Source organism: Vibrio sp. YMD68, assembly GCF_029958905.1.
Taxonomy (GTDB): Bacteria; Pseudomonadota; Gammaproteobacteria; order Enterobacterales; family Vibrionaceae; genus Vibrio.
In genome coordinates, this window is the sequence record NZ_CP124613.1 from 571,809 (window position 1) to 596,711 (window position 24,903).

19 protein-coding genes and 1 pseudogene are annotated in these 24,903 nt (G+C 40.6%); 3 read left to right on the forward strand and 17 right to left on the reverse strand.

Going from position 1 to position 24,903, the window contains the following annotated elements:
- Positions 1 to 13: 13 nt before the first annotated feature.
- From QF117_RS02615 to QF117_RS02630, 4 genes are all read right to left on the reverse strand, one after another.
- Entirely contained in the window at positions 14 to 718 is a 705-nt protein-coding gene (locus QF117_RS02615) for a hypothetical protein (RefSeq protein ID WP_282386001.1), read from the reverse strand.
- A gap of 84 nt (positions 719 to 802) precedes the next feature.
- A protein-coding gene (locus QF117_RS02620) for an IS3 family transposase (RefSeq protein WP_282385346.1) occupies positions 803 to 1,980 on the reverse strand; the annotation gives its coding sequence in 2 pieces (ribosomal slippage) (positions 803 to 1,722 and positions 1,722 to 1,980; 1,179 coding nt in all).
- Positions 1,981 to 2,039: 59 nt separating this feature from the next.
- Entirely contained in the window at positions 2,040 to 4,265 is a 2,226-nt protein-coding gene (locus QF117_RS02625) for a DEAD/DEAH box helicase family protein (protein ID WP_282386003.1), read from the reverse strand.
- A 231-nt stretch (positions 4,266 to 4,496) separates the two neighbouring features.
- A complete protein-coding gene (locus QF117_RS02630; protein WP_282386005.1) occupies positions 4,497 to 5,339 on the reverse strand; it encodes a hypothetical protein in 843 nt (280 codons plus the stop codon).
- A gap of 875 nt (positions 5,340 to 6,214) precedes the next feature.
- On the opposite strand from QF117_RS02630, the gene QF117_RS02635 reads away from it, so the two are divergent.
- Both QF117_RS02635 and QF117_RS02640 read left to right on the forward strand, forming a co-directional pair.
- A complete protein-coding gene (locus tag QF117_RS02635) occupies positions 6,215 to 6,445 on the forward strand; it encodes a DUF2188 domain-containing protein (protein WP_282386006.1) in 231 nt (76 codons plus the stop codon).
- Positions 6,446 to 6,502: 57 nt separating this feature from the next.
- Positions 6,503 to 7,171: a hypothetical protein gene (locus QF117_RS02640; RefSeq protein WP_282386008.1), complete on the forward strand. Its 669-nt coding sequence runs from the start codon at positions 6,503 to 6,505 to the stop codon at positions 7,169 to 7,171.
- 143 nt (positions 7,172 to 7,314) lie between these two features.
- On the opposite strand, the gene QF117_RS02645 is transcribed toward QF117_RS02640, so the two are convergent.
- The 8 genes and pseudogenes from QF117_RS02645 to QF117_RS02680 form a co-directional block, all read right to left on the reverse strand.
- Positions 7,315 to 8,262 carry a TnsD family Tn7-like transposition protein gene (locus tag QF117_RS02645; RefSeq protein WP_282386130.1) on the reverse strand — a complete coding sequence of 316 codons (948 nt, stop codon included), beginning with the start codon at positions 8,260 to 8,262 and terminating at the stop codon, positions 7,315 to 7,317.
- A 243-nt stretch (positions 8,263 to 8,505) separates the two neighbouring features.
- Positions 8,506 to 8,907, reverse strand: a pseudogene (locus tag QF117_RS02650) (TniQ family protein); the annotation flags it as partial.
- Entirely contained in the window at positions 8,888 to 9,328 is a 441-nt protein-coding gene (locus QF117_RS02655; RefSeq protein WP_282386009.1) for a hypothetical protein, read from the reverse strand. The pseudogene QF117_RS02650 and the gene QF117_RS02655, both read right to left, overlap by 20 nt.
- A 498-nt stretch (positions 9,329 to 9,826) precedes the next feature.
- Positions 9,827 to 11,224, reverse strand: a complete 1,398-nt coding sequence (locus tag QF117_RS02660) for an ATP-binding protein (protein WP_282386010.1) — start codon at positions 11,222 to 11,224, stop codon at positions 9,827 to 9,829.
- Between the two features lies 1 nt (position 11,225).
- Positions 11,226 to 12,746, reverse strand: a complete 1,521-nt coding sequence (locus tag QF117_RS02665; protein WP_282386012.1) for a Mu transposase C-terminal domain-containing protein — start codon at positions 12,744 to 12,746, stop codon at positions 11,226 to 11,228.
- A gap of 90 nt (positions 12,747 to 12,836) precedes the next feature.
- Positions 12,837 to 14,014, reverse strand: a protein-coding gene (locus QF117_RS02670; protein WP_282385346.1) for an IS3 family transposase whose coding sequence is annotated in 2 segments (ribosomal slippage) — positions 12,837 to 13,756 and positions 13,756 to 14,014 — 1,179 coding nt in all. Because the reading frame shifts where the segments join, the coding sequence is not laid out codon by codon here.
- Positions 14,015 to 14,073: 59 nt separating this feature from the next.
- Complete coding sequence (locus QF117_RS02675; RefSeq protein WP_282386013.1) at positions 14,074 to 14,655, reverse strand: hypothetical protein; 582 nt, start codon at positions 14,653 to 14,655, stop codon at positions 14,074 to 14,076.
- Positions 14,645 to 15,517, reverse strand: coding sequence for a TnsA endonuclease N-terminal domain-containing protein (locus tag QF117_RS02680; RefSeq protein ID WP_282386014.1), 873 nt, complete (start codon positions 15,515 to 15,517; stop codon positions 14,645 to 14,647). Before QF117_RS02680 ends, QF117_RS02675 begins: the two co-directional genes overlap by 11 nt.
- A gap of 439 nt (positions 15,518 to 15,956) precedes the next feature.
- Between QF117_RS02680 and QF117_RS02685 the strand changes: the two genes are divergently transcribed.
- Positions 15,957 to 16,382 (forward strand): hypothetical protein, encoded by a 426-nt coding sequence (locus QF117_RS02685; protein ID WP_282386015.1) that lies wholly within the window; start codon positions 15,957 to 15,959, stop codon positions 16,380 to 16,382.
- A 223-nt stretch (positions 16,383 to 16,605) separates the two neighbouring features.
- On the opposite strand, the gene QF117_RS02690 is transcribed toward QF117_RS02685, so the two are convergent.
- The 5 genes from QF117_RS02690 to QF117_RS02710 form a co-directional block, all read right to left on the reverse strand.
- A complete protein-coding gene (locus tag QF117_RS02690; RefSeq protein ID WP_282386017.1) occupies positions 16,606 to 18,207 on the reverse strand; it encodes a DUF2326 domain-containing protein in 1,602 nt (533 codons plus the stop codon).
- 197 nt (positions 18,208 to 18,404) lie between these two features.
- The gene (locus QF117_RS02695; protein WP_282386018.1) at positions 18,405 to 19,154 is read right to left on the reverse strand and encodes an ABC-three component system protein; all 750 of its coding nucleotides are present in this window, start codon (positions 19,152 to 19,154) and stop codon (positions 18,405 to 18,407) included.
- Between the two features lie 669 nt (positions 19,155 to 19,823).
- Positions 19,824 to 22,700, reverse strand: coding sequence for an aminomethyl-transferring glycine dehydrogenase (gcvP, locus tag QF117_RS02700; protein ID WP_282386019.1), 2,877 nt, complete (start codon positions 22,698 to 22,700; stop codon positions 19,824 to 19,826).
- Between the two features lie 126 nt (positions 22,701 to 22,826).
- Positions 22,827 to 23,207 carry a glycine cleavage system protein GcvH gene (gene gcvH / locus QF117_RS02705; RefSeq protein ID WP_017035902.1) on the reverse strand — a complete coding sequence of 127 codons (381 nt, stop codon included), beginning with the start codon at positions 23,205 to 23,207 and terminating at the stop codon, positions 22,827 to 22,829.
- Positions 23,208 to 23,255: 48 nt separating this feature from the next.
- Positions 23,256 to 24,551: a serine hydroxymethyltransferase gene (locus QF117_RS02710; RefSeq protein ID WP_282386022.1), complete on the reverse strand. Its 1,296-nt coding sequence runs from the start codon at positions 24,549 to 24,551 to the stop codon at positions 23,256 to 23,258.
- Positions 24,552 to 24,903 lie beyond the last annotated feature (352 nt).

Sequence of the window (24,903 nt, forward strand, 5' to 3'; positions counted from 1 at the left end):
GCAGTTTTTCTATCTACTTATTAACTATGACTCTCAATTTAATACCTGATATTTCATCGATATAAGTCTCTGTAGCTCCTAAAACCGAAAGAATATCATTAGAAATGACAGGTTTTGAAATAGCAGGTTGAACAATTGCTACGCCAACTCTGAATGAAGCATATCTAGCGACTTTTGACAGGTGGAAAAGCTGCTCTAGCGTTCCCTTGTCTATACGAGTAGTCTTCTCTTGGCTTAATCTCACTCGCTCTCTATCAATTAACCTATTAATCAGAGCTTCTTTATTAGCAAACCACTTAATACTTTTCACAGCTTGCCCAGCCACTTGATAGATGTCGTCTACTCGTGCTCCAGGCTTGGCTACACCTTTCTTTTTAGTACAATATTTGCAGTGATATAAATCTATAATTAGCTCGGAATCATTGTTGTTTTTGATGGCGACAATATCAGCGACCTCTCCGCTACCATCGTCATCGAAAACTAGATCGTAGTTATCTCTGATTTGCTGGATGGTATGGTATTGAATCGAATGTGGGAGCTTGAGGTGTGTTTGAGACTCGACCGAAATATCAACTCCATCCCACGACCAATCGTCAATATTACTCAGTGAGTATAAGTACGCATATTCCTCATTCGAGTAGTACCTATACCCACCATCGATGATAGAAGTATCTTCCAAAAAGAAAGCTGGGGGATTTTCATCAAAAAAATCAGTCACTAGGTGCTTTTCACTTCCTATAACTATGTATAGAGGTGTATCTAAACTGTAACTTACCTCACCTTTGGCTGTAATGTGTAGTGGTCAACTAAAATTGGCCACGGTTTTAGAGCTTTCCCAATATAATCGTTCTGATTCATTGGGAGTCAGACCACCGTTATACTGATGTGGCCTGAGTTGGCAGTAATATCCGATAATGTAGCGAGTGATCTCTTGTTGAGCCTCAAAAAAGCTACGATAACCCACTGTTGGCACCCATTCCGTTTTCAGGCTTCTAAAGAAGCGCTCCATTGGCGCATTATCCCAGCAGTTTCCTCGGCGAGATAAACTCTGTTTTATTTGAAAGCGCCACAGTAATTGGCGGTATTTACGACTTGTATAGTGACTACCTTGATCGCTATGGAACATGACACCTTTTGGCTTGCCGCGAGACTCATAAGCCATCGACAAAGCTTTGCCTGTTAACCGACTATCAGGTGATAAAGACATCGACCAACCAATCACTCTACGAGCAAAAAGATCGATAACGACCGCTAAATACATCCACCGATTACCCGTCCAAATATACGTAACATCGCCAACCCAGACTTCATTTGGGGCGGTAACAGCAAACTGACGACCTAAGTGATTTGGAACTTCAATATGCTCTTGTGAAGCCTTTCTGTAACGATGCTTTGGCTCTTGGCAACTCACTAAACCAAGAGTTCTCATCAGTTTTGTCGCTCGGTAACGACTCAGCTTTACGCCCTGGGTTGTAACTATATCTGCAATGGTTCTTGCTCCCGCAGAGCCATTGCTTGCAGTGTGCGCCTCACTAACCAAGCTGCGAAGTTTTACTATTTCAACATTAATTACCGTTGGGCGTTTAAGCCAATAGTTAAAACTGCTTCGATGAACATTGAAGACTTCGCATAATGTTTTTACGCTGTAGCTCTGCTTGAGTTTCTTGATGATCAAGAATTGTTCAGTGAGTCCGACATCAACAGAGCTGTGGCTTTTTTTAGTATTTCATTATGCTCTTCAAGGCGAGCCAACTTCTTTTTCAATTCCCGAATTTCTATTTGCTCAGGGGTCATAGGAGAGGCTTTCGGTGTTTTCCCTTGGCGCTCTCCTCTAAGTTGGCGAACCCATTTATCCATCGTGGATTTACCCACATTCATGGCTTGGGCTGCTTCATGCACTGAGTAATTTTGATCTAGGACTAACTGCGCTGCTTCTAACTTAAATTCTGCGCTAAATAGTCGTCTTGTACGTTTTGTCATAGTGTCACCTGTTAACTTATGAGGTGATGATATCACCTCTAACTAAGTGACCAAATTCACTATGCCACTACAATGGTTGCTGAAACACAAAATAATCCAAGAGGAGTCGAGATGTTAAAGCACCTGACGTTCCCTTTATCAATAGTCTTATCGGACAAAGTTAGCTCGCAGTTGAATAATGTCTCTTCCCACTTACCATCGCTTAGATATACTTTTCGGTCATTCTTGCGTAATAGCTCAATTGGCCATTCGATATTGAGCAATCTAAGATCTGGGTATTCGGTTAACTCTTCACTTTGCATAGCAGTTTTTAATACTTTGTTAGTATCGATAGACTCATCTAAGATTTTTTCGCCAACGTTTTTGCACCAGTCGATCCATTGCTCTAGAGAATCACTGTCCATCGACCAGACTTTACCCTTGTAGGAACAACCGACACTAACAAGTCTCCCGTCTTCATACCCTTTACCAAAAATATTGGATTTAATAGAACGTTTTGCTTCAATGTCTGGAATCTGATCATTGATTTCAGTTCCTGTATGCATAGAGTAACGTAGACCTTTTTTGTTCTTGTTTAGACCAACATTTTGGAGCTTTAATCTTTTGAGCCCAGACAGTGCACGAAATACCCGCTCACCATTTACTTGAGGAGCTCCATTCGCGATTAATTTTACTAATCGTTTTACGAGACCATCTTTTGCTGATGAATGGATAAAAAGTAACTTGTTCCGTTTATCCACATAAGCGATATATAGATCCCACGATTCGTCAAAAAGCTCTTTAGAGCTTGACCATCCAACAGGAGCATAAGATTTGACCGAAAAGATAAGAGTATCTTGCTCATCATTTAGAATGGAGTCATGAATCTGAAAATGCTTGTTACCAAATTTATGGAAGTTTTCAGGTTTCCAAGTAGCGGCTCTTAAGTTAAATACGGTGGTACTAATACTTGGTGTTAAGCCCAAATCCAGCAATTTACTGGGCTCTGAAAAGCCTGCTTTGAAATCTTGATACTTTAGTTCTGACGTTACCTTATCACTACTGATGTTACTGATAATAGAGTTCCAGTCTGAGTCTTCATTGTACAGTTCTTGAAGACAGTCGTTCAGTTTAGGGTTGGCAATGTTAGCGACAAATTTTGCATCTCCAACCCCTTGTACTGTTCTAGTAAAACGCCCAGTAAACTGGAGCATTACATTGATACTTTTATGTGGGTCATGAATTGCTGAGATTTTTAATTGAGGTAAATCGAATCCTTCTCCTAGCATATTTACGCATACAATTATTCGATGTTTTCCTGCTTTAATCGCTTCAAGAATTTCGTTTTTACGTTTTGCTTTACTTGTAATCAATATAGGAGAGAGTTCGGTTTCATTTTTATAGTATTCAAATACCTGTGTCGCTCTCTTGATGTTGTTTGCTCTAGCCATCACTATGTGATTGAGACCGTTCCCTAAGTCGGCTTTAAGTAAATCAATAGCTTTTTTAGCTATCACTTTATCTGCTTTTTCTTCTACAAACTCTTTTACGGGGTGGAATTCGATTGGCTTAAAGTACCCATCAACTTGCGCTTTGTTGAGTGAGTAGTTGAATATAATCTTTCCTTCTACTCTGGAGCTGTCCGTCCGAAAAGGTGTGGCCGTAAATTGAAAAATTGGTTTATCGGAAAATTGTGCTTTGATTCGTGCCCAAGTGGTCGCTATGACATGATGTGCTTCGTCCACCACTAAATGAGAACATGCTGTTATTAAGGTATTTAAGGCGTCACTATGGAACTGTGATAATGCTGCGGCAGTTGCAATGATTACGTTTGACTGTAACAGTTGTTTTATTTCGCCAATATCTTGAACGCCATTTTTTATGGTCGCAACAATAGGGTTCTCGAAGTTATCATTAAGCATTCCTAGCTGCCTTAAAAGCCCTAATTCTAAGAACTTTTTCTTGGTTTGTTCGCGCAAAGCGTCAGAAGGAACAATGACTAACGTTTTGCGGAATCTACCAGCAATAACTATGGATAAGATAGTTTCAGTTTTGCCTGTGCCTGTTGGCATAACGATAGTCGCAGCACCAGTAGCTTCAGATTTTTCGTACCCAAGAGCTGCATAGATGCCACCGATTTGAGGAGGGCGTAATCCTGGGGTTTTTAGAGCTAAGTTTTCTTCTTGAAAGATGAAATTGTTCTCGCACCATGATGTATGGATTTCTTCAGGTGAAAGTTTTTTATCTGCCAATGGTAGCCAAGATAGTTGACTTTTGCCTATTAAGCTCTCGTTTAACATCCCCATTTTCAACTCCTCAAAAACAAACACATTAATGCAATATGAATAAATGTAACATGATGCATATTGGTATTTGTTGTTATTGTAGTCAATTGAAATTGTTTAGATTTGTTTAAGAGTGCACTTCTTTTCGAGAGATATTGAACATGTATTATTAAATTATCCAACCTCCTATAGACCAGTGACTAGTTGTAATTGGACTGCCCAGACATAAAGCCTCTTTCCGCATGTTAAGCTTTAAGGAATCGTAGTTACTGGGTTATAAATATTTATAATCCTATTTAGGTCAATCGGAATAAGTTTTGAATAGGCTGCATGTTTAAAGGTATCAAGTACATCTGATATAGACACTTTATGAACTGAAGCGGCATACCTAAGGTGCTCTTCTAGGGTTGCAGTTGGTCGTGTTAAAAAGCGCTCATGTAAGGTCATGGTGATGATCTGGCTTAGATACTCGTTCACATCAAGATTTCGAACATGGTGATAGGTTTCTCGCAGCCATCCGAGGTTAGAGGTCTTGATTGGATTAAGCTCTTTTTCAGTGACTTGAATTACTCCAATGTTCTGCTTTTCCCAGTATAAGCGCTCAATTTCATTTCTATGATGTAAACGAATAGCATCATCAGATGAATAAACTGTGTTCCTATATTCATCAGATGGTACGCATTTGAACGCTTGTTGGTACAGGCTGCTACACAGTTCATCGTATTCGACAATGACGAAATCTGTCGTTATACCTAGATGTGATTTTGCTTCTACAATTCTGCTTTCCTTATGACGATACAAGCTTAATTGAGTATGACATTGTAGTGATTGTTCATAAGGCAGTAGATAGTGCTCCTTGATATCAAGAACATTCCTTTCATGCTCTAGGTGTAAAAAAAGAGCGAGCTCTTCCAATGTAAATAGCTCGTGGTAGCGGTTGGTCTTATGGCTAAGTAAAATGTGAGATAGGGGAGACGGTTTATTAGAGTTATCTATTTCAAACAAACGTGTGCTGCCATTCGATATCTGATTTTGTAGATTTTTGATTCTTTTAAACTCGCGGTTAGTAATCGATGCTTGTATGGTAGTAGTCATAATTGTCACCCTCGTATATCTATTAATAGATAGCAGGCCAATTACTATCTGTCCAGTTGATTTTTAATTTAAAGCGTTGATTTTAATGAATTATTATTGCTTAAATTAAGCAGGGTAATAGGTGTTAAGTTAAAGTGCTTTGAGCTAATTACTCCCTGTAGTGGCGATTCATATCTATATATTTTAATAGTGATTGGTGATTGGTGATTGGTGATGGTGAGTTTATGAGTCTGGTGGTATTAGATTTGAAAGTGCTAAATAAAAAAGAGGTTGTCGGGAAGTTGAAAATGTATGGGATTGAATTGCCGAATGCTTTTGACTTTTCACAGCATACATCAATAACGTTTTGTACACGCCGTCGAAGAATTATAGAAGTAGAAAAAGTTGCTTAGTGGATTTAAGATGATTCGGGAGCGAAGTAAGAAGCAATTATAGAGATAGTGTGCAAATATCAATATATAGTGATTGAGTCTTAATTATTACACTATATACGCCATGTGTGCAATTGGTAATTGTCAATAGAGGATTTACGTAAAACACCCAGGATACGATAATTATTGATAATTTGTGATTTGAATCACATCTTTATGTTGATTGTGGATGTATAGTTAAATATCTGGTTAAAGTTGCATCCTGTGTGTTGACTTGCCGAGTGTAATAGCACTATTATAACCCTGCTTAATGGCGGGGTTTATTCGTTTAGGCGAAAAAAAACGAAGGTCAACCACCACAATCGACTTTCGTTCTTCCATTAAGTGACTACTGCGGAAGCAGGTTGAACGGTTTGTTCATGTCACTAACATCTTTAAGGCGTGGATACTACTTTCAATCTGTTCTCGTGTAAACAATATTATTGTAAACGTGAGGTACAGAATATGTCAGGTAATGACTATAACGTATACCAAGGTGCTGACGGTCAGTGGCGAGGTAAGCGACAAGATGCTAGTAGAGCTAGTGTAGTATCCGAAACTCAACAGGGTGCTTTCGAGCAAACTAGAGAGTACGCAAGGAACCAAGGCTCCGAGGTATCAATTCACAGAGGGGATAACGGACAAATCCGTGCTAAACACTCCTATGGGAATGACCCAAGAGATACTAAAGGTTAAACCGAACTGAAGCCCACTATTGATTAGTAGTGGGCTTTTCTCGTATTGGGATTATAGATGTCAGAGAGCAGAACGGAAGAAGAGCAAAAGCGTTGCAATGAAATTCATGACAAGTACAGGGATGATTTGCTTAAACGACAGCAGTCAAACTCTGAAGGTTATGATAAAGCGATACTATCTTTATCTTCAGCTAGTTTAGGTTTTTCTTTGACAGCTATAAAGTTTGTTGTTCCGCTAGAAACTGCTACATACATGTGGTTGCTTAATCTTGGGTGGGCATTGCTTTTAGCTACTATTATATGCTCCTTGTTAGCCTATAGAGTAAGCAACAAGGCTTTGGGCCAAGAAATGCTTAATGCCGAGGACTATTACATAAATGGCGATGAAACAGCTTCTCGCAGGAAGAACAAATACAGTGAAATCAACGGAAAACTAAACAAAGCAACAGGAGTGTTTTTTGCCATAGCAATAACATTCGTTGTGATATTTGTAATGGTTAATGTGAATGGAGATAGACAAATGTCAGACCAAAAAAACACAACAACTCGTATATTTGTAGGTGATAGCGCCGATGTTCCGAGAATGCAGAGAGTTTCTGGTGGTAAGAGTGCGGAAGTACCAAGTATGCAAACAGCACCAAAGAAAGTTTCAGGAAGTGCAGAAGTGCCACGTATGCAATTAACACCTAGTAAACAGCCAAGTAACTCCGATACAAAAAAGTCTTAGTTATAGATGAGTCCTAAGAACTTTGTTACTTAGCGTTATACAAGCGGTCAAAGTTCTTAGGGTGGGTTATTAGTTTAACAAAGTTCTAATCAGTGACGTTTAACTATGGTACTTCGCCTTGATTCGGAGAAGTAATCAAATGGCTAAGCCTGAGAAATCAAATTCAATGCTGCTAAATAGGCCAACGGTAGACGCTCTTTATTGGCTCTAATTGAAGGCGCACCGATAAGTTGCCTATCGATATCGGAAAGAGAGCTGGTTTGAGTGATTTCCATATGGATTCGTTTTACTAAGGCTTCATCGATACTGTCCCAGTCTTTCGCACCATAAAATTTCGGCTTCATTTTGTTAGGTAAATGACTAATTAGCCATTGTTTGTCGTGTTTGAATAGCCAAAGATAATCATTAGTTTTTTTCTTCAATTCATTTCTTGAACAATCAGGGTGGGAATTCTTATAGTTAAGTAGTGACAGGCGGTGTTTGGCTCGTGCTTCAAAATATCGTAATTTTCGCCGCCATTCAGACAGACCTTCCTGACCTTCAATTTTTTGCTCAATACTCCCTATACCAACGCCACATTCCTTAGCGATATCTTTTCGGTGTATTCCGCGATAAGCGAGTCTAATAATTTTGAAGGCCATTTCATCCGTTAGCTGTTTGTATCGATGTTTGATTTTAATATCGTGTTGGGATGCAACTTTTGTAATGTAACCTACTGACTTTCCTGTCGCCTCTGCGACAGAACGGAGCGATTGTCCTTGTTGTAGCAGGGTAATAGCCTTCGTATCACTTTCAAGTTGTTGCTCCTTGCTATGTAGAGCTCGACTCGGTTGGGTTGAATCTAGTGGGTATCGCGAAAAGTATTCAATCGGAGAGTCTACGAAAAATGCACCTAGTAGGGCATGCTTAACGTAATGCAGATTCGTATCTGGTTTTATTAGGTTTCGGACGTAGGAAATATTAGACAGTTCTTTTGGTAGCAATCCAGTTTCAAGTAAACCAGACCAATGATGATTAAAGTCGCATGAAAGTTTGTTTAACCTGATGTGTTTAAACCGTGTTAGGTAGCCTTTCTCATTTAATGCGCTCAAATGCGCCTCAGAAAGGTTTAAACGGCTATTGCTTTGGCTTAGTGAAAAAAAGTCCGAAAGGAACTGAGAGAGCTTGATAGCAGCACTTGAAGGGGGCTCATCACTTGACCTGAATCCAACTATGCATGTTGGTGGTGGTTCAATTCGTTTGTTGAGACCGTCTGCATCAAGGGAAATGCTCGTAAGCCACGTCAAGTGTTTCGGACAAACGGTGACTCCCGAGATTTGGTGCTTGGTATACCAAACGCCATAACCATAGTTGACTTGGTCTGATTCTAGACACCTGGGGCAATATTTGATGGTGTTTCCGAAGTTTAAGCGACTAGATACAAGTCTGCTTAAAGCCATCACAGATGTCCCACAATCAGAAAGCATGGCTAATCTCAGATTCTCTTGGTCTTTCACGTTTCGAATAGTCGCGGAGACTAGTGGGTACGTAGTTCCTTTATACAACAACTCGTCGGCTAGAAAACCTGTTTTACAAGAAATTGTATTTAGTGAGCAGGGTAATTGGGGATTAAGCTTTATGTCAGATCGATCGAGTAACACTCGATTCTTTTTGCGCAGCGAGTGATATGGACAAGTCGCGTGATGACGTGCGACAAGCCCAAAAACTGATTCGCCTTCAATCCATTTTAAGAACATGGCTGCTTGGAATTGTATTTGTAGCGTGCATTGCAAGTATATATACGAGCGGTGGACTGAACTTAAAGCTAGAGTCCTTTAGGAAATATCTGGGAGTTCTGAGTGTCGGTGACATCGTTATCCCGTTAAATTTTTTCGTATTGTTGAAGTACCGTTGTAACCGTTCTTTTCCAAGAGATTGCCATAACTCTTTGTTCCAACGCGAGACACTTCGCTTAAACGCCAACGTATTGCTCTCGTTATCTGAAAACCCGATGTAAGTTAGATTATTGTTTTGAATATCGTTGAGGTTGAATTGCGCAACGTGTTGGTTGATTGATAAGCAAAATGATTCGACGCTAGCCATGAAATCATCAAAGTAGCCTAAGTCTTCTTCCATTTCATGCCCACACGCAGGACATTTATTTTCCGCTGGTGGCACAGGAACTCTGGATAAGTTTGAAAGTTTGTAGTCACAGTTAGAGCAATGAGTAATCAGTCTACTCTTATGCTTATAGCAGTGGAATACACCCGCACTTGATGAGCGTGGTGATAATACGACACACCGTATTTATCGAGATCGTGCTCTCTACAAGTTGAACAATAACGCCAAGCATTATTGTGGAGTGTTCGAGCATGAATAGTGGAAAACTGGTTTTCTTTCTTCTGAAAGGAATTACGAATCTCTGTGACCTCGCTCTTTGTCATAAATGGAAGCATGTAATTGCCCCCACAGTTGCTGAACCAGAACTTAAAAAGAGGATCAGATAGTAGTAAACACAAATCAACATCTAGTTTATGAAATGTGGTAACTGAAGATGCACGGAAATTATCGAGTCCGAAACGTTTTGCCGTTGTAGAAAAGGTTCCAAATGGCGATTGATGGTGAATTCGAAATAGATAGCTTCTAATATGCTCGTTCGGAAGTAAGTAGAGTGTGTTATTCACTATTGTTTGCTCTTTTTAATAGCGATTTGGGAGACATGTTATCTAACATTTGTAAATGTTTGTCGTTTAGCTTTTTTTGACCAGCCCCTTTGTTGTAGGTTGGTTTTTGTTCTGGTTTTATTGAGTTAGTTTTTTCGAATGCTTCTGCTCTGAAGTAGTCTTCACTTTCATGCAGAAGTGTTAGCGGAGCACAATCTTCAAATTGATAAAATTTACCTTGTTTGAGTGCTCGAAGGGCTACACTTATTACGCTAAATTGCTCACTAAATATTTTATCAAGCGCTTTTATACTGAGATCTTGGTTTTCTGGGATGAGATAGGTGAGATATGACATAGTAGAGCGGATAAGACTAGATGCAAGTGCTGGGATCCCAGCACTTAGGTGGTGAATGTGCCGAGTCAAAGTATCTAAATCAGTTTGTTGATTAGACAGTAATTGAACAGGACACATCTGCTTTATAAACCTTTTCCAAAACGAGCTATCTACATCGCATTGCTCAAGGATCAACGAACCACTCTTACCGATTCTCCTCGCTGCTGTCATCTCTTGTGAGAACAGGCTTAATGTTGTTAGTGTGCCGACCATGAAAAGCGGAACGCCGACTTTATTGAATAACTCCTCTATGAACCGCAAAGTTGCGTTTTCATTGTTGCCAACTTTATCTGTTTGAGTTGCTTTGGATAGGTTTTGAGCTTCATCTAAAATTATGATGCCGACGCCATGTAGAACTAACGCTTTTCGCACAGCCATCATGAGTGTGGTGACATTGCTTTTGGTATGAGATGAGTAATATTGCTCTCCTGTTACGGTGTCCAGTGCATCCAAGATGCGCCAAAGTAATGCTCGCTGCCCCTTCATTGTCGGAACGTCAACTTTCAACCACACAACTTGCTCATAAGCGAAAGACTGATCTTTATAGTTTCTGTGCGTAATGATCTGTGGAATCGTACTGAGAATACTTTCAGTCATTGCTGTTTTGCCTCTCCCACTGAGTCCTGCCAATAGAAAGCTGCTTTGAGAAGCAGTCTGTTGCAAGGCAAGTTGCTGTGTCCTATTTGACTCTGTGTCTTCCGTTAGGGCTATTGTTTTAAAGTCCCCGAAAGTGAGTGGATTACGATATATGTAACCATTTTCTATCATTCGGCGCATGGTGTCGTATAAACGCGGTGCTTCATCTTGTACAACATATCCATTACTTAAATTGTCTATGCCAGATCGCTGGTAGTACCCTTGATGCTCTAGAGGAATATCGGATAGGTCTAATGAAACGTCAGGCTCCAGAGTACACTGATGAATAAACTCTTTAGATGTCATCGGGAAACCTAGGGCTTCAACCAATGGATTTCCGCGAAGTTGCGGATTAGGGTGCGGTGCATACTTTACGGTCATATTATTCTTCACTCTCGAAAGGATCTGGTTCGTCTAAGTTTTGTTGCTTATTGCGGGGCTTTTGAGGTGGTTTATCACCTAGAATGTTGTTGATATCTTTTGAGCGTTGTTGTTTCTCTATATCTCCGACGATCTGATTTCGAATTTTGATCCCAGGCTGGATGGTTTTTGCATGAGATTTTTTTCTGTGTTTGGTTTTAGCCAGAGTTTGTTTATCTATTTCATTAAGTTCATTCAATAAATCAATTTTCTCTGAATGCTCTTTCTCTTTATGGAAACTTAACTTGTGTTTAGTTAACTCAAGCTGGTGTAGTGCGTTTGCTCGAATTTGATTTCTGTAGGCTTCTGAACGATCAGTCAATTCAAGTTGAAGTATTTCGCCATCGGCTTCGTCTTGCCACCAAATGTAGTTTGTAGAGTTGTCGTCATAACGAACTTCTATCTTTATTCTTCCCTCATTTTTTGCAAGATCAAGCCATTGCCTGCTCACTATTTCGTTTGAACTGTAATATAGTCCTTGGAAATACACACCTTGAGGACGGATAGTTGCTTTTCCTGGTGGTAACAGAGCAAACCTTAATTTATTAACAGGTACGGTAGCAGGAGGAATAACCATTTCCCTAAGTCCATAGGTGTACAGCTCTCTCGGCGTGAAGCCTATATCATCTCGTGACATTTCGAAGTTGTGGTTATTCACTCGCGCACGGTTGTTGTTCGTGTACATTATTGTTTTAATTAGGCGTTTCATGAAATCGTCGAAACTCATAGCGACCGTGCGTGAAGCATGTTGAGATTCCTTCATTGGGGTTTTAAATACTTGCCCAGCAACAAAATTCACGGCTGTATTTTGGTAAATTCGAAATGCTTGCTCCACGGTTCCTTTCATGTCGCCTCTGTGGAATGCCGTGAAACCCGCGAGATTAATACCAATTTTCCCTTTCATGATTGCTTCGATATTTTTGTCGGTATACTCAGAGCCCCGATCCATCACGAGTTGATTACAAGCGTGGTGACAAGGCCAGTCTTCTTCCTGGATTTCAATGCCATACTGCTTACAAAACTCGACTTTATCTGTTAGTGCGTTAAAAAGAGCTTGGCTAGCACCACTCCAGTTGGGGCCGCTGAAAGACGCATGAACGCCAACTATCATCCCAGACCAAGTGTCAGCTACTAAGTAAACAATGGGGCGACCACAAGATAATAGCTGCTCCTTGTCATATGGAAACAGAATATATTCATCGACCATCGTCGCGTCTATTTCGTATCTATCTGTTGGCCCACGTAGATCTTGTCTTGCAAGTCCAGGTTTACCTGATTTGTCTTTCTTAAAGCTGATTTCGCCAACTTCTTTTCGTATAAATACAAGAGGCCCAACAGCTTTCTTTAAGTGATATTTGAAACTTTCTGGTGATATCAAATGATTTCTTGGAAGTCCTATTGTCAGAGGTGCTGAGCCTTCAAGCTTAGGTTTAACCGTTGGGTAGAGGTATTCTCGGCAAAACTCTTCATACAAGTAGCTCAATCTAACTTTAGAACCCGAAGGGATCTTTTTTGAAAACTTTTCTATTGCTTTGAGGTCTTGCTCGGTTATACCTCGGTATGGTTGTAGTGGTCAACTAAAATTGGCCACGGTTTTAGAGCTTTCCCAATATAATCGTTCTGATTCATTGGGAGTCAGACCACCGTTATACTGATGTGGCCTGAGTTGGCAGTAATATCCGATAATGTAGCGAGTGATCTCTTGTTGAGCCTCAAAAAAGCTACGATAACCCACTGTTGGCACCCATTCCGTTTTCAGGCTTCTAAAGAAGCGCTCCATTGGCGCATTATCCCAGCAGTTTCCTCGGCGAGATAAACTCTGTTTTATTTGAAAGCGCCACAGTAATTGGCGGTATTTACGACTTGTATAGTGACTACCTTGATCGCTATGGAACATGACACCTTTTGGCTTGCCGCGAGACTCATAAGCCATCGACAAAGCTTTGCCTGTTAACCGACTATCAGGTGATAAAGACATCGACCAACCAATCACTCTACGAGCAAAAAGATCGATAACGACCGCTAAATACATCCACCGATTACCCGTCCAAATATACGTAACATCGCCAACCCAGACTTCATTTGGGGCGGTAACAGCAAACTGACGACCTAAGTGATTTGGAACTTCAATATGCTCTTGTGAAGCCTTTCTGTAACGATGCTTTGGCTCTTGGCAACTCACTAAACCAAGAGTTCTCATCAGTTTTGTCGCTCGGTAACGACTCAGCTTTACGCCCTGGGTTGTAACTATATCTGCAATGGTTCTTGCTCCCGCAGAGCCATTGCTTGCAGTGTGCGCCTCACTAACCAAGCTGCGAAGTTTTACTATTTCAACATTAATTACCGTTGGGCGTTTAAGCCAATAGTTAAAACTGCTTCGATGAACATTGAAGACTTCGCATAATGTTTTTACGCTGTAGCTCTGCTTGAGTTTCTTGATGATCAAGAATTGTTCAGTGAGTCCGACATCAACAGAGCTGTGGCTTTTTTTAGTATTTCATTATGCTCTTCAAGGCGAGCCAACTTCTTTTTCAATTCCCGAATTTCTATTTGCTCAGGGGTCATAGGAGAGGCTTTCGGTGTTTTCCCTTGGCGCTCTCCTCTAAGTTGGCGAACCCATTTATCCATCGTGGATTTACCCACATTCATGGCTTGGGCTGCTTCATGCACTGAGTAATTTTGATCTAGGACTAACTGCGCTGCTTCTAACTTAAATTCTGCGCTAAATAGTCGTCTTGTACGTTTTGTCATAGTGTCACCTGTTAACTTATGAGGTGATGATATCACCTCTAACTAAGTGACCAAATTCACTATGCCACTACAGGGTTTCCATACTTAGTTTTAGGGCCAGACTTGTTATTCAATTTAATATTCCCCTTTACGTCTATATCTGGTTTAACAGGAAGAGTTTGATTGCTTCCACATTCCCTCCAAAGTGGTAGGAGTGCATTTTTGTGTGAACCGAAATACCAGTAGCGGTTGAGTTTTTGTGATACGTATTTACGTTCACGATCTGATTTATGTATTAACTCTTCAAGCATCCCACTACTATTACCGAATAAATATTGATATTTTTTTTGGGGATCCAAAACTAGAGGAGAAATAACATCGAAAGCTTCGTCTCTCTTTTTGAGCCATTTAGCCCGACTTCTCGACTTTTTTGTGAGTTCATTGTCACTAGAATACAACAGCAGTGAGTGAGCACTTTCTTCCAGTTGCCAAGCTTTTTTTCTAAGTTGTGTCGCTAGCATGTCTAGGCCAAGCGTGAATGGACGAAGGGGTATTTTTTTCTTAAGATCGGTAACTGCAATTAACTTCTGTTCGTGGCAGACATCAACTATCAAGTAGTCGATTTGGTCTGTAGTCGAGACGATACGTTGATTAATACGCATTACATAATGTCTCATTCATTGCTAAAGGGCGGTACAGCTCAATTTTTGTATTTAGGTCGACAGGAAGATCATCGTTATAGCAGGCGTACTGAAACAACCTAAACATTTGGTCTAAAGTTATGTTGTGTGTTTCGGCAACGAACGTTAATTGGGTCTTTAGAGTGTCGGTAGGCTTGTCTTTTAAGCTTCTAATCAGTGTCAGTACCATCGATGTGTACAACGCTTGGGGAACTTCAAGGTGTAGTGGGCTTAAAAAACATTCCCTTAACCATTTTAGGTTATATGTCTTATTTGGGTTTAGATCTTGTTCAGTCATTTGCACTAAGGTTAAACCTTGTTTTTGCCAATAGAGTTGCTCTATTTGGAATTTCTGTCGTGTACGACTAACTTTTTGAGCTGACTCGTGTTTAGCGCTTAGTGCTTTCGATGGCTTATAGTTATATGGTTGAATTTTATCTGTATTTGAATCTATATCACGTGTGATTGCTACCATGTCGGTTGTCATAGTGTTTGCTGGAATAACTTTAGTCTGGTGGTCTCTCTCTTTATACCTAGATGGATGATATATATTTAATTCTTCTGCACAGCGCAGTGTTTGATTAATAGGTAGAGGGTATTGTTCGTATATTTCAACAACATTCTTTTGATGTTCTAAATGCAAAAATAAAGACAACTCCCCTTGACTTAATAAATGAACGTTGCGATTTGTCTTATGACTGAATATAATATTACACAAACCGACGCTATTCGACTGTCTAACAGTAATATATGGCTTGTATCCATCGGAGCTAATGGATTTCTGATGTCGCTCTATTTTATTTAATTCGCGCTCTGTTATTTCAGGCTGTTTAACTCTTTTCATAATATAACCTAACTATTGAATGTAATTATTAATAGCAGTGAATTAAATTGTTGTCCAACGTTTTTTGTTTGTTAGATGTTGTTTTTTAAGCAATTTTTATTGGTTATAATAATATGGATGGTTTCTTGTTTTTAAACTATTTAGTCATTTTTTGATTCCAAATCAATTGGTTGGGAATTATATATTATAACTTATAAAATAAGCTGTATCTGTGCTAATAATATAACCTAAATAAATGGAATTGAGAGTGTTTATATATATCAGTGCCTTAAGTGTTATTAATTAATTTTATGATCGCGATCAAATAACCGATGTGTATTTTTCATAGGGAATCTTATTCTGGAATAAATAATTAGTGTGGTAACTGTTTCTCGTTGTTACTTTCTGTCGGTAGGTCTACATTGGTATTATGGTTTCAACATAAATTAGGAGTAGTTGAATGGTTACACCAGAACGCTTTATTGAAATGGCATGGACGTTAGAGCTGTCGATTTGTTCGCTCACTAAAGAAACTACTCCCGCTGATTATCTCGATAGGTGTGAAGTGGCGGCAGTAAAGCATGGCATCGCGGTTTATACCCTTGATTTTGCGTTGTATGAATCTCCTAAAATCGCTTTCGCTGCTGAAGAGAACCGAGATTTGGTCAGTCTGTTAGAGCTATGTGGACGTAAGACACTTGTCATTTTTAAGAATGCAGAAGCTCTTGCACCATTGGAATGTCATGAGACGTTTTGGTTGCGGTCACTATTAACCTGCCGAAACGAAACAAATTTGCTAAGTGTGTTCGAGTTAGAAAAAGAAGCCATTTATCAAATGGCTCAGGTTACGAGCGCCCCATTCTACGACTCTATGATATCAATCTAATTTTGCTTAAAAACAATCAGTTACTAAGGATTTAAAATGAGGAATGAACTATTCGTTTATATAATAAAATCTGCTTAAATTGTATGTAAGCAATTTCCTGTTTCCAGTCATACTCGATACTAGCAGGATGTGAATTAGTCCCTATTCTGGAAGTAGTATGGACTTCGTTTGTTAACTGATATGCTAAACGTGCCTCTCTTTTTAGTAAAGAAACAACAACCCATTAACTTTTTTTGTTTTTCCACTTCACGCAAAAAGCAACGCGGTCTTTATTAAGATTAATAACTTCAGAGTCACCTATTAGTCTCTTCGTAGATGATTTATATTTAGATACTTCATCAATAGATATAAAAATTTGCTTTTCGAAGCTTGCATAAGTAGAGATAAGGCTTTCTATCGAGGTCACATCCATATTTTTAAACAACAGACTGTCGTGGATGATGCAAGGTAAACCAGTTTTCTCTAAAAAGGTTAAATCTAAAGATATCATGTTGGCGAACCCTTTACCTGTACCTCTATCATCGCCTCCATCAAACTTGTAGTCAGTGTCTAGTAAATACAGCTTAGGGCTGATCGGTTTATCTAGATAGATCTTACCGATGTACTTACTCAGACCCTGATTAATAGATTCTTGGATATTATCAATTGAGTCAACGAGTTGCTCTTTTATATCATCTTTAAGACCTTTGAGCTTCTGCTTAACCTCATCGTCTTTTTCCCAGAAATTATTTTGTTGAGATAGGTCTTTTTCAAGGCGATCTAGTTCAATAAGCTTTTCAAGTAAATAAACAGATTCTTCTTTTGAGTTTACGATCTTTAATAGCTCTGTATCGATACCATCAATTTCAGATTTTATCTCACTGATAGTCGAAGTTAGTGTACGCTTTTCATCGTTTAGTTGATTCCGCATTATCTTACTGATACCGCAATGAAATGAGTCAACTTGTGATAACCTATCTCGGTCTATTTCAGGGAAGAAATCAATTAACTCATTGAAGCCTTTACTGTTCTTAAGTTTCGTTTTTGATATGCTGTCTTCTGTTCTGCTTAGGCTGGTTTCATATCTAATCATTAAATCGAATAAACTGTCTTTCTTGCGTTTTAGTTCTGCATTTTCAGCACTGATTATTGACCTGATATCAGTAACATTCGCCTCCAGTGCATTTTTGAGAGTAGATATTTGCTCTCGTAGACTTTCAAGCTCCGTTTGGTTCTTATTGAATTTAGTTTTAGTGATTTTTACTATCGCGCCAGTGTTAAACGTACCCTTAATATTTTTCTGTACGTCTGTTTCTACCTTTTTTTCTTGTTCAAGTTTTGAGATGGCATGATACTCATCAAATAGCTTTAGTATTCGTTTTCTGATAGCTAACCACGCCTCTTTTGGTACTATGTCCAGAGGGCGTTTTTCATTGCAGTTATCTCTTTGGTAGATTCTGAAGAATGCGCTTACGCATTCTCTAAAACTGAGGTCATATTTATCGGTACCATACTTATCTCTTAGGATTTTTCTATATTCATCTATAGTGAGTAAATTTTTGTCTTCTATGTGATAAACACAGTCACTCGTACCTGTATTACGCACAAACGAGTATGGTTTATCAAACTCAAAGGTAAAACCCACGTCAAAGTTACTGACGTTTTTAATTACATCATCGCATTTGTCAGGAAAGTCATTGCCACCAAAAGCAAAATCAATCAACATTAATACTGATGATTTTCCTATAGAATTATGAGCATCATCCGCACCAACAACAGAGTTCAAACCTGTTTGAAACGTTAAAGTTGTTTTAACGAGCTTTTCGCAACTTATTGATTTAAGCAATTTTAATTATCCCGTTGTCTAGGTCTAAATCTATTTTTTTTAATATAAATAAAACGTCTAGAGCTTCAATATAATCTGGTAAGTCTACAAAGAGTTTTTTGTTCTTAGAATACAGCTCTAAAACATCATTAGTGTTATCTAGTTTTGATAAAAGCTTTGCTGCTTTAAAGACAACACTTTCGTCGATAGATATAATTTTATTCGGAACTATCATCTGAAAATATCTCGCAGTGTTGAATGAAATACGAAACCAATACTTCCGCCTTTGTTCTCTCTGTTATACCAGTATTAACCATGAACCACTCACACATCTGCTCGAAAATCTCGCTTTGATTGAACCCTTCTAGTAATAACAAACTGTAATATGAGCGTACTTGGTTGCAGATAAATACCGTACTGGCTTTTCTTTCCATTTCGATACGTTTTAGAGACTCTTTAATGTGCGCAAAGTAGGTCAATACCAACGTACTCACTTTTATTTCATTTACTGGATCAAAAGTGTCATCTGTCTTGTCTGAAACTTTTAGCGCATTATATGAGAGCTTTGTTTTGTTCAGATCTTCTTTGCTGAGCTGACCAATTCTTTGTGCAACGATCAAGATGTCTTTATGCAATGCTTGAGTGTCCCATGTCTCCGTGAGAGCTCGAATCTTGTTCGCGGATTTTTTTATTTCAACTAGCTGTCGATACTCTTCAACTGTTTTTTGGGTGTCATACACTTTATGGCACTCTTTGCAGAGTGCGATGAAGTTACCCTCTGAGTCGATCTCATCACAAAGTCGCTCTTCATTCTTTAAAAGCTCAAGTTCTCGTTCAGTAGCATTTAATGGATATATATGTGCTACATCAAAAACTCGAACAGGGACTTTAGTGTCAGTTGCTTTTCGCTTGATAAGACTCTTTCGGCAAAGGGGACACTTGCTCTGAACTTCTGATAGTAGGCTCATTTTAACTGTATCGTTAACCTGAGCGCGCCTTAGCTTATCTGCCAATCTAGTAACACTCCCTAAAGAGAAATGTAGCGTGATGGAGCGCTTACCTTGAATGGAATAAGCCCCGACTACTTTACATACTATCTCATAATAAAAGTATCGTCAAAACATAGGGTTATATATTATCTTATCCTAACTATTGCCACATATATTGCTCTCCAGAAAATCAAGATTTAACGGTGCGTTGTTTTTTAGTAGAAGTTGTAGCTCATGATTTTCGAGTGAGGGAAATTGTCGCTGGTTCTGTGATAGCCACACGTTTACGTCCTACCTCAAGTTCCAAGTGACTTTGATATCACATCAGCAAATGAGGAATATTGACGGAATTAAATTTAAAGTAATCAATATAACTTTAGAGAAGTTAAGGGTGCGATATATGCGCCTTAATTGACAGAAGAGGTGGATAATTGTGAGAACGAGAAGCTTTTTTATGCGATATGTAATAGAGCTAAAATAGCTTGGAATCTGGTTGGTTTTTGAAAGAAGAAATACGATTGATTTAAACAAAAAGCGAACCAAGCGGTTCGCCTCTTGTTATTCAGTTAGTTTCCAACTTAGTTATCGGTTTCCAACTCGGTTATCACAGTTTCCAACTTAGTTATCTGTGATCAAAAACTCAACGGTTTACTGGTAGCTCTCGATACTTGGGCATGAACAGATCAGGTTACGATCGCCATGAACGTTATCAACGCGGTTTACCGTCGGCCAGTATTTAGATTGTTTCGTTGCCTTTGATGGGAAACACGCTAATTCACGTGAGTAAGGGCGATCCCAATCTTCACTCGATAAATCCACTTGTGTGTGTGGTGCATTCACAAGTGGGTTGTTATCCAGAGGCCATGCGCCTTCTTTCACCGCGGTCATTTCGTGGCGAATCGCAATCATCGCTTCACAGAAACGATCAAGCTCTTCTAAATCTTCAGATTCAGTTGGCTCTATCATCAATGTGCCCGCTACAGGGAATGACATCGTTGGGGCATGGAAGCCGTAATCCATCAAGCGTTTCGCGATATCTTCTTCACTGATGCCGGTTTCTTCTTTTAGCGGACGAATATCAATAATACATTCGTGCGCGACGCGTCCATTGGTACCACGGTAAAGAACAGGGTAGTGAGGACGAAGCACTTCCATCACGTAGTTCGCGTTCAGAATCGCAACTTTGGTGGCTTCGGTTAGGCCTGGTTCACCCATCATTGCAATGTAAGCCCAAGAAATAGGCAAAATCGATGCACTGCCTAAATCAGCAGCAGAAACCGCGTAATCTGTTCCTTGAGAGCCATTTTCAATGTGACCAGGAAGGAAAGGTGCTAGGTGTGATTTAACACCGATTGGTCCCATGCCTGGGCCACCACCACCGTGTGGAATGCAGAATGTTTTATGCAAGTTCAGGTGGGATACATCAGAGCCAATGAAACCAGGAGAGGTTAAACCAACTTGTGCATTCATGTTTGCGCCATCTAGGTAGACTTGTCCGCCTGCGGCGTGAACCATTTCACACACTTCTTTTACTTGCTCTTCGTAAACACCGTGTGTTGAAGGGTAAGTGATCATGATGCTTGAAAGGTTATCGTGGTGTTTCTCAATCTTAGCCGCTAAGTCTGCCATGTCGATGTTGCCATCATCATCACAGGTAACCAGAACCACTTTCATTGAAACCATTGAAGCGGTTGCAGGGTTGGTCCCGTGAGCCGATGTTGGAATTAGACACACGTTACGGTGGCCTTCACCTCGGCTGGCATGGTAGCGTTGAATCGCGATCAAGCCTGCGTATTCACCAGAAGCACCAGAGTTAGGTTGAAGTGAAAAATCATCATAGCCGGTGATTTCACACAGTTTCTCTTTGAGATCTTGAGCTAAAGCCGTGTAACCCGCCGCTTGTTCTAATGGCGCAAATGGGTGCAGCTCGCCAAACTCTGGCCAAGTCACCGGAATCATTTCCGCTACGGCATTGAGCTTCATGGTACAGCTTCCCAGTGGGATCATACCGTGGGTCAATGAGAAATCTTTGTTCTCTAGCTGTTTTAGATAGCGCATCATTTGCGTTTCGCTGTGATGCGTGTTGAAAACAGGGTGAGTCAAGAACTTTGATTCACGACGACAGTTTTCTGGAATGGCTGCAAACTCATTGGCGGCGATGTCATTGGATAGGGCATTCAGGTCTTCATTGACATTGAAGATGGCAAACAGTGCCGCTATATCACTCGTTGTCGTTGTTTCATCTAGGCTGATGCCGATCTGGCTTGGAAGTTTACGCAAGTTGATATCGGCTGCTTGAGCTTTTGCATAAAGCTCGTTTGTTTTATCACCCGTGTTTAATGTGATGGTGTCAAAGAAACTGTTGTGAGTAAGCTCAAAGCCCGATTTCGTTAGGCCTGCTGCTAAAATAGCCGTCATGTGGTGGGTGCGACGAGCAATCGTGCGAAGGCCTTCTGCGCCATGGTACACGGCATAGAACGAAGCCATGTTAGCCAGCAGAGCTTGAGCGGTACAGATGTTGGAAGTCGCTTTTTCGCGGCGGATGTGTTGCTCACGTGTCTGCATTGCCATGCGCAGTGCTTGATTGCCATGTGAATCAATGGAGACACCAATGATACGCCCCGGCATGGTACGTTTGTGCTTGTCACGCGTTGCCATGAATGCCGCGTGAGGGCCGCCATAACCCATAGGAACACCGAAGCGTTGTGATGAACCGATGACCACATCAGCGCCCATCTCACCGGCAGGTTTTAATAAGGTGGAAGCGAGTAGGTCAGTGACAACGGTAACCAATGTTTTGTTGGCTTGCGCGGCGGCAATAATATCCGTTAGATCACGTACTTGACCTGTGGTGCTAGGGTATTGAAGTAAAGCACCAAATACGTCATGTTGAGGCAGAGATTCGAGTTCACCAACCAACACATCGAAGCCGATGTATTCTGCGCGAGTTTTAACCACTTCTAGCGTCTGAGGGTGTACATCGTCTGCGACGAAAAAGACTTTACTTTTACTTTTGCCTGCACGTTTACAAAGTGTCATGGCTTCGCCAGCGGCGGTAGCTTCATCAAGCAGTGATGCGTTGGCAATATCCATTGCCGTCAAATCCATCACCATTTGTTGGAAATTCAGTAGAGACTCTAATCGACCTTGAGAGATTTCAGGCTGATAAGGTGTGTACGCTGTGTACCAACCTGGATTTTCTAAAACATTACGTAAAATGACATTTGGGGTGAAGGTGTTGTAATAACCTTGGCCGATAAAGGTACGCTTAACTTGGTTCTGGTTGGCGAACGCTTTCATCGCGACCAGCATATCCGTTTCACTCTTTGGCGCAGCCAGTGTCATTGGCTTTTCAATGCGAATCTGTGACGGGACTGTTTCATCAATCAGAGAGTCTAAGCTAGCAGCGTTAATCGCTTCGAGCATCTTTTGTTGATCTGCTTTATTAGGCCCGTTGTGGCGTGCAACGAATTCATTTTGAGTGCCCAGATCTGCAAGTAACGGGCTTTGAGTTAATTCAGTCATTGTTCCTTTACCTTATTAATCAGATAAATATGGCTAACTGTGGATGCCAAGGTTATCAATATTCATCTTTAAAAAAAGCTGCTCTTGTTGGGGTAACAAATGAGCAGCTTTCATGTCCTTTCCTAATTACTCATCATCAATAGAGTTCAGGTATTCTTCCGCGTCTTTTAGATTATCAAGCTCTGAGGGGTCAGAAAGTTTCACTTTTACAATCCAACCACCTTCGTACGACTCTTCGTTAATTAACTCCGGGCTGTCTTCGAGCTCTTCGTTAATTTCAACAATCACACCCGTAACTGGCGCATAAATATCAGAGGCTGCTTTTACCGACTCAACCAAAGAAAAGCTTTCGCCCGCTTCAATTTCATCATCAGCTTCTGGCAGGTCAACAAACACGACATCACCAAGCATCTCTTGTGCATGCTCTGAAATACCGATCGTTACTGTGCCGTCACCGTTGTCTTTAACCCACTCGTGGCTATCTGCAAACTTCAGTGTGTTATCCATTGCTTCATCTCCAAAAATAACTGTTAGTTTTTAAAAGTTGTTTAATTCTTACTGGTATAGCGGAAAGCGAGCGCACAGCGTTTTCACTTGTTTGCGAACGCGTTGCTCAACGTCAGGATTACCTTCTGGGCTGTCTACAAGGCCATCGAGTACGTCACCAATCCACTCACCGATCTGCTTAAATTCTTCACTGCCAAAACCGCGGCTCGTTCCCGCTGGTGTACCCAAACGGATGCCCGATGTAATCATAGGTTTTTCTGTGTCAAATGGAATTCCATTTTTGTTACATGTGATCCCGGCACGCTCTAGCGCTTCTTCTGCTTTATTTCCTTTCAAACCTTTAGGGCGAAGGTCAACCAGCATTAGATGGGTATCAGTACCCCCTGTCACAATGTCACAACCACGCGATTGAAGCACTTCTGCCAGTACTTTGGCGTTGCTGATCACAGAGTCGATATACGTATTAAATTCAGGGCCTAATGCTTCACCGAATGCAACGGCCTTTGCTGCAATAACATGCATCAATGGGCCACCTTGTAGACCAGGAAATACCGCTGAATTGATCTTTTTGTTGATCGCTTCATCGTTGGTCAGAATCATTCCGCCGCGAGGGCCGCGTAATGTTTTGTGAGTCGTTGTTGTCACCACGTGTGCGTGTGGGATAGGGCTAGGGTGTGCGCCTGTAGCAATTAGGCCAGCAATGTGGGCCATATCGACCATTAGAATCGCATCGACTTCATCGGCAATTTCACGGAACTTAGCAAAATCGATGGTACGAGGAATCGCTGAGCCACCGGCAATGATCATTTTTGGTTTGTGCTCTTTAGCGAGTTCTAGAACCGCATCGTAATCGATTTCGAGTGTGTCACGATCGACGCCGTATTGAACGGCGTTAAACCATTTTCCTGACATTGCAGGACGAGCACCGTGAGTTAAGTGGCCACCTGCATCTAAAGACATGCCTAAAATGGTATCGCCCGGTTGAAGAAGTGCGAGCTTAACGGCGCCATTCGCTTGAGCACCGGAGTGAGGTTGAACATTTACATAGCCACAATTAAAGAGTTTCTTTGCGCGTTCAATCGCGATGGATTCAACCGTGTCAACGTGTTCACAGCCACCGTAGTAACGGCGACCAGGGTAACCCTCGGCGTATTTATTGGTTAGGCACGTCCCTTGAGCTTGCATCACCGCTTTGGAAACAATGTTCTCTGAGGCGATCAATTCAATTTGCTCGTTTTGTCGAGTCTGTTCCGCTTGGATGCCTGCGAATACAGCATCGTCGGTTGCGCCAAGGTTAGTGGTGAAAAAACTGTCTAGGCTGTGATTTGAGTAAGCGTTGTTCATGGCAGAGTATCTTCCAAATTATTAGTAAGCTTGCGTTATTGTTGTTGCTTACTAAGGCTTTCGTTTGTAACTGTAAAACGCTCGACTGTTTAACCTGCATCAGATCACCAGCATAAGAGCGTGTTACAGCGCGAATAAATCCCTAAAATGGGCAAAGTTGGCTTAACTCAATATCCAATCCTTAAACGAATCCTGGAACTGGAACTAAACCAAAAACGGCATCTCTTCATCTAACAAGTCGATAACATAACCCCAGTCATAAAAACAATCAATCAAAAATTTCCTATAGGAAACCTAGTTTCCATTTCTGTTACCAAGAGCACGCTTTATTTTACGGTCGACTCTTTAATCA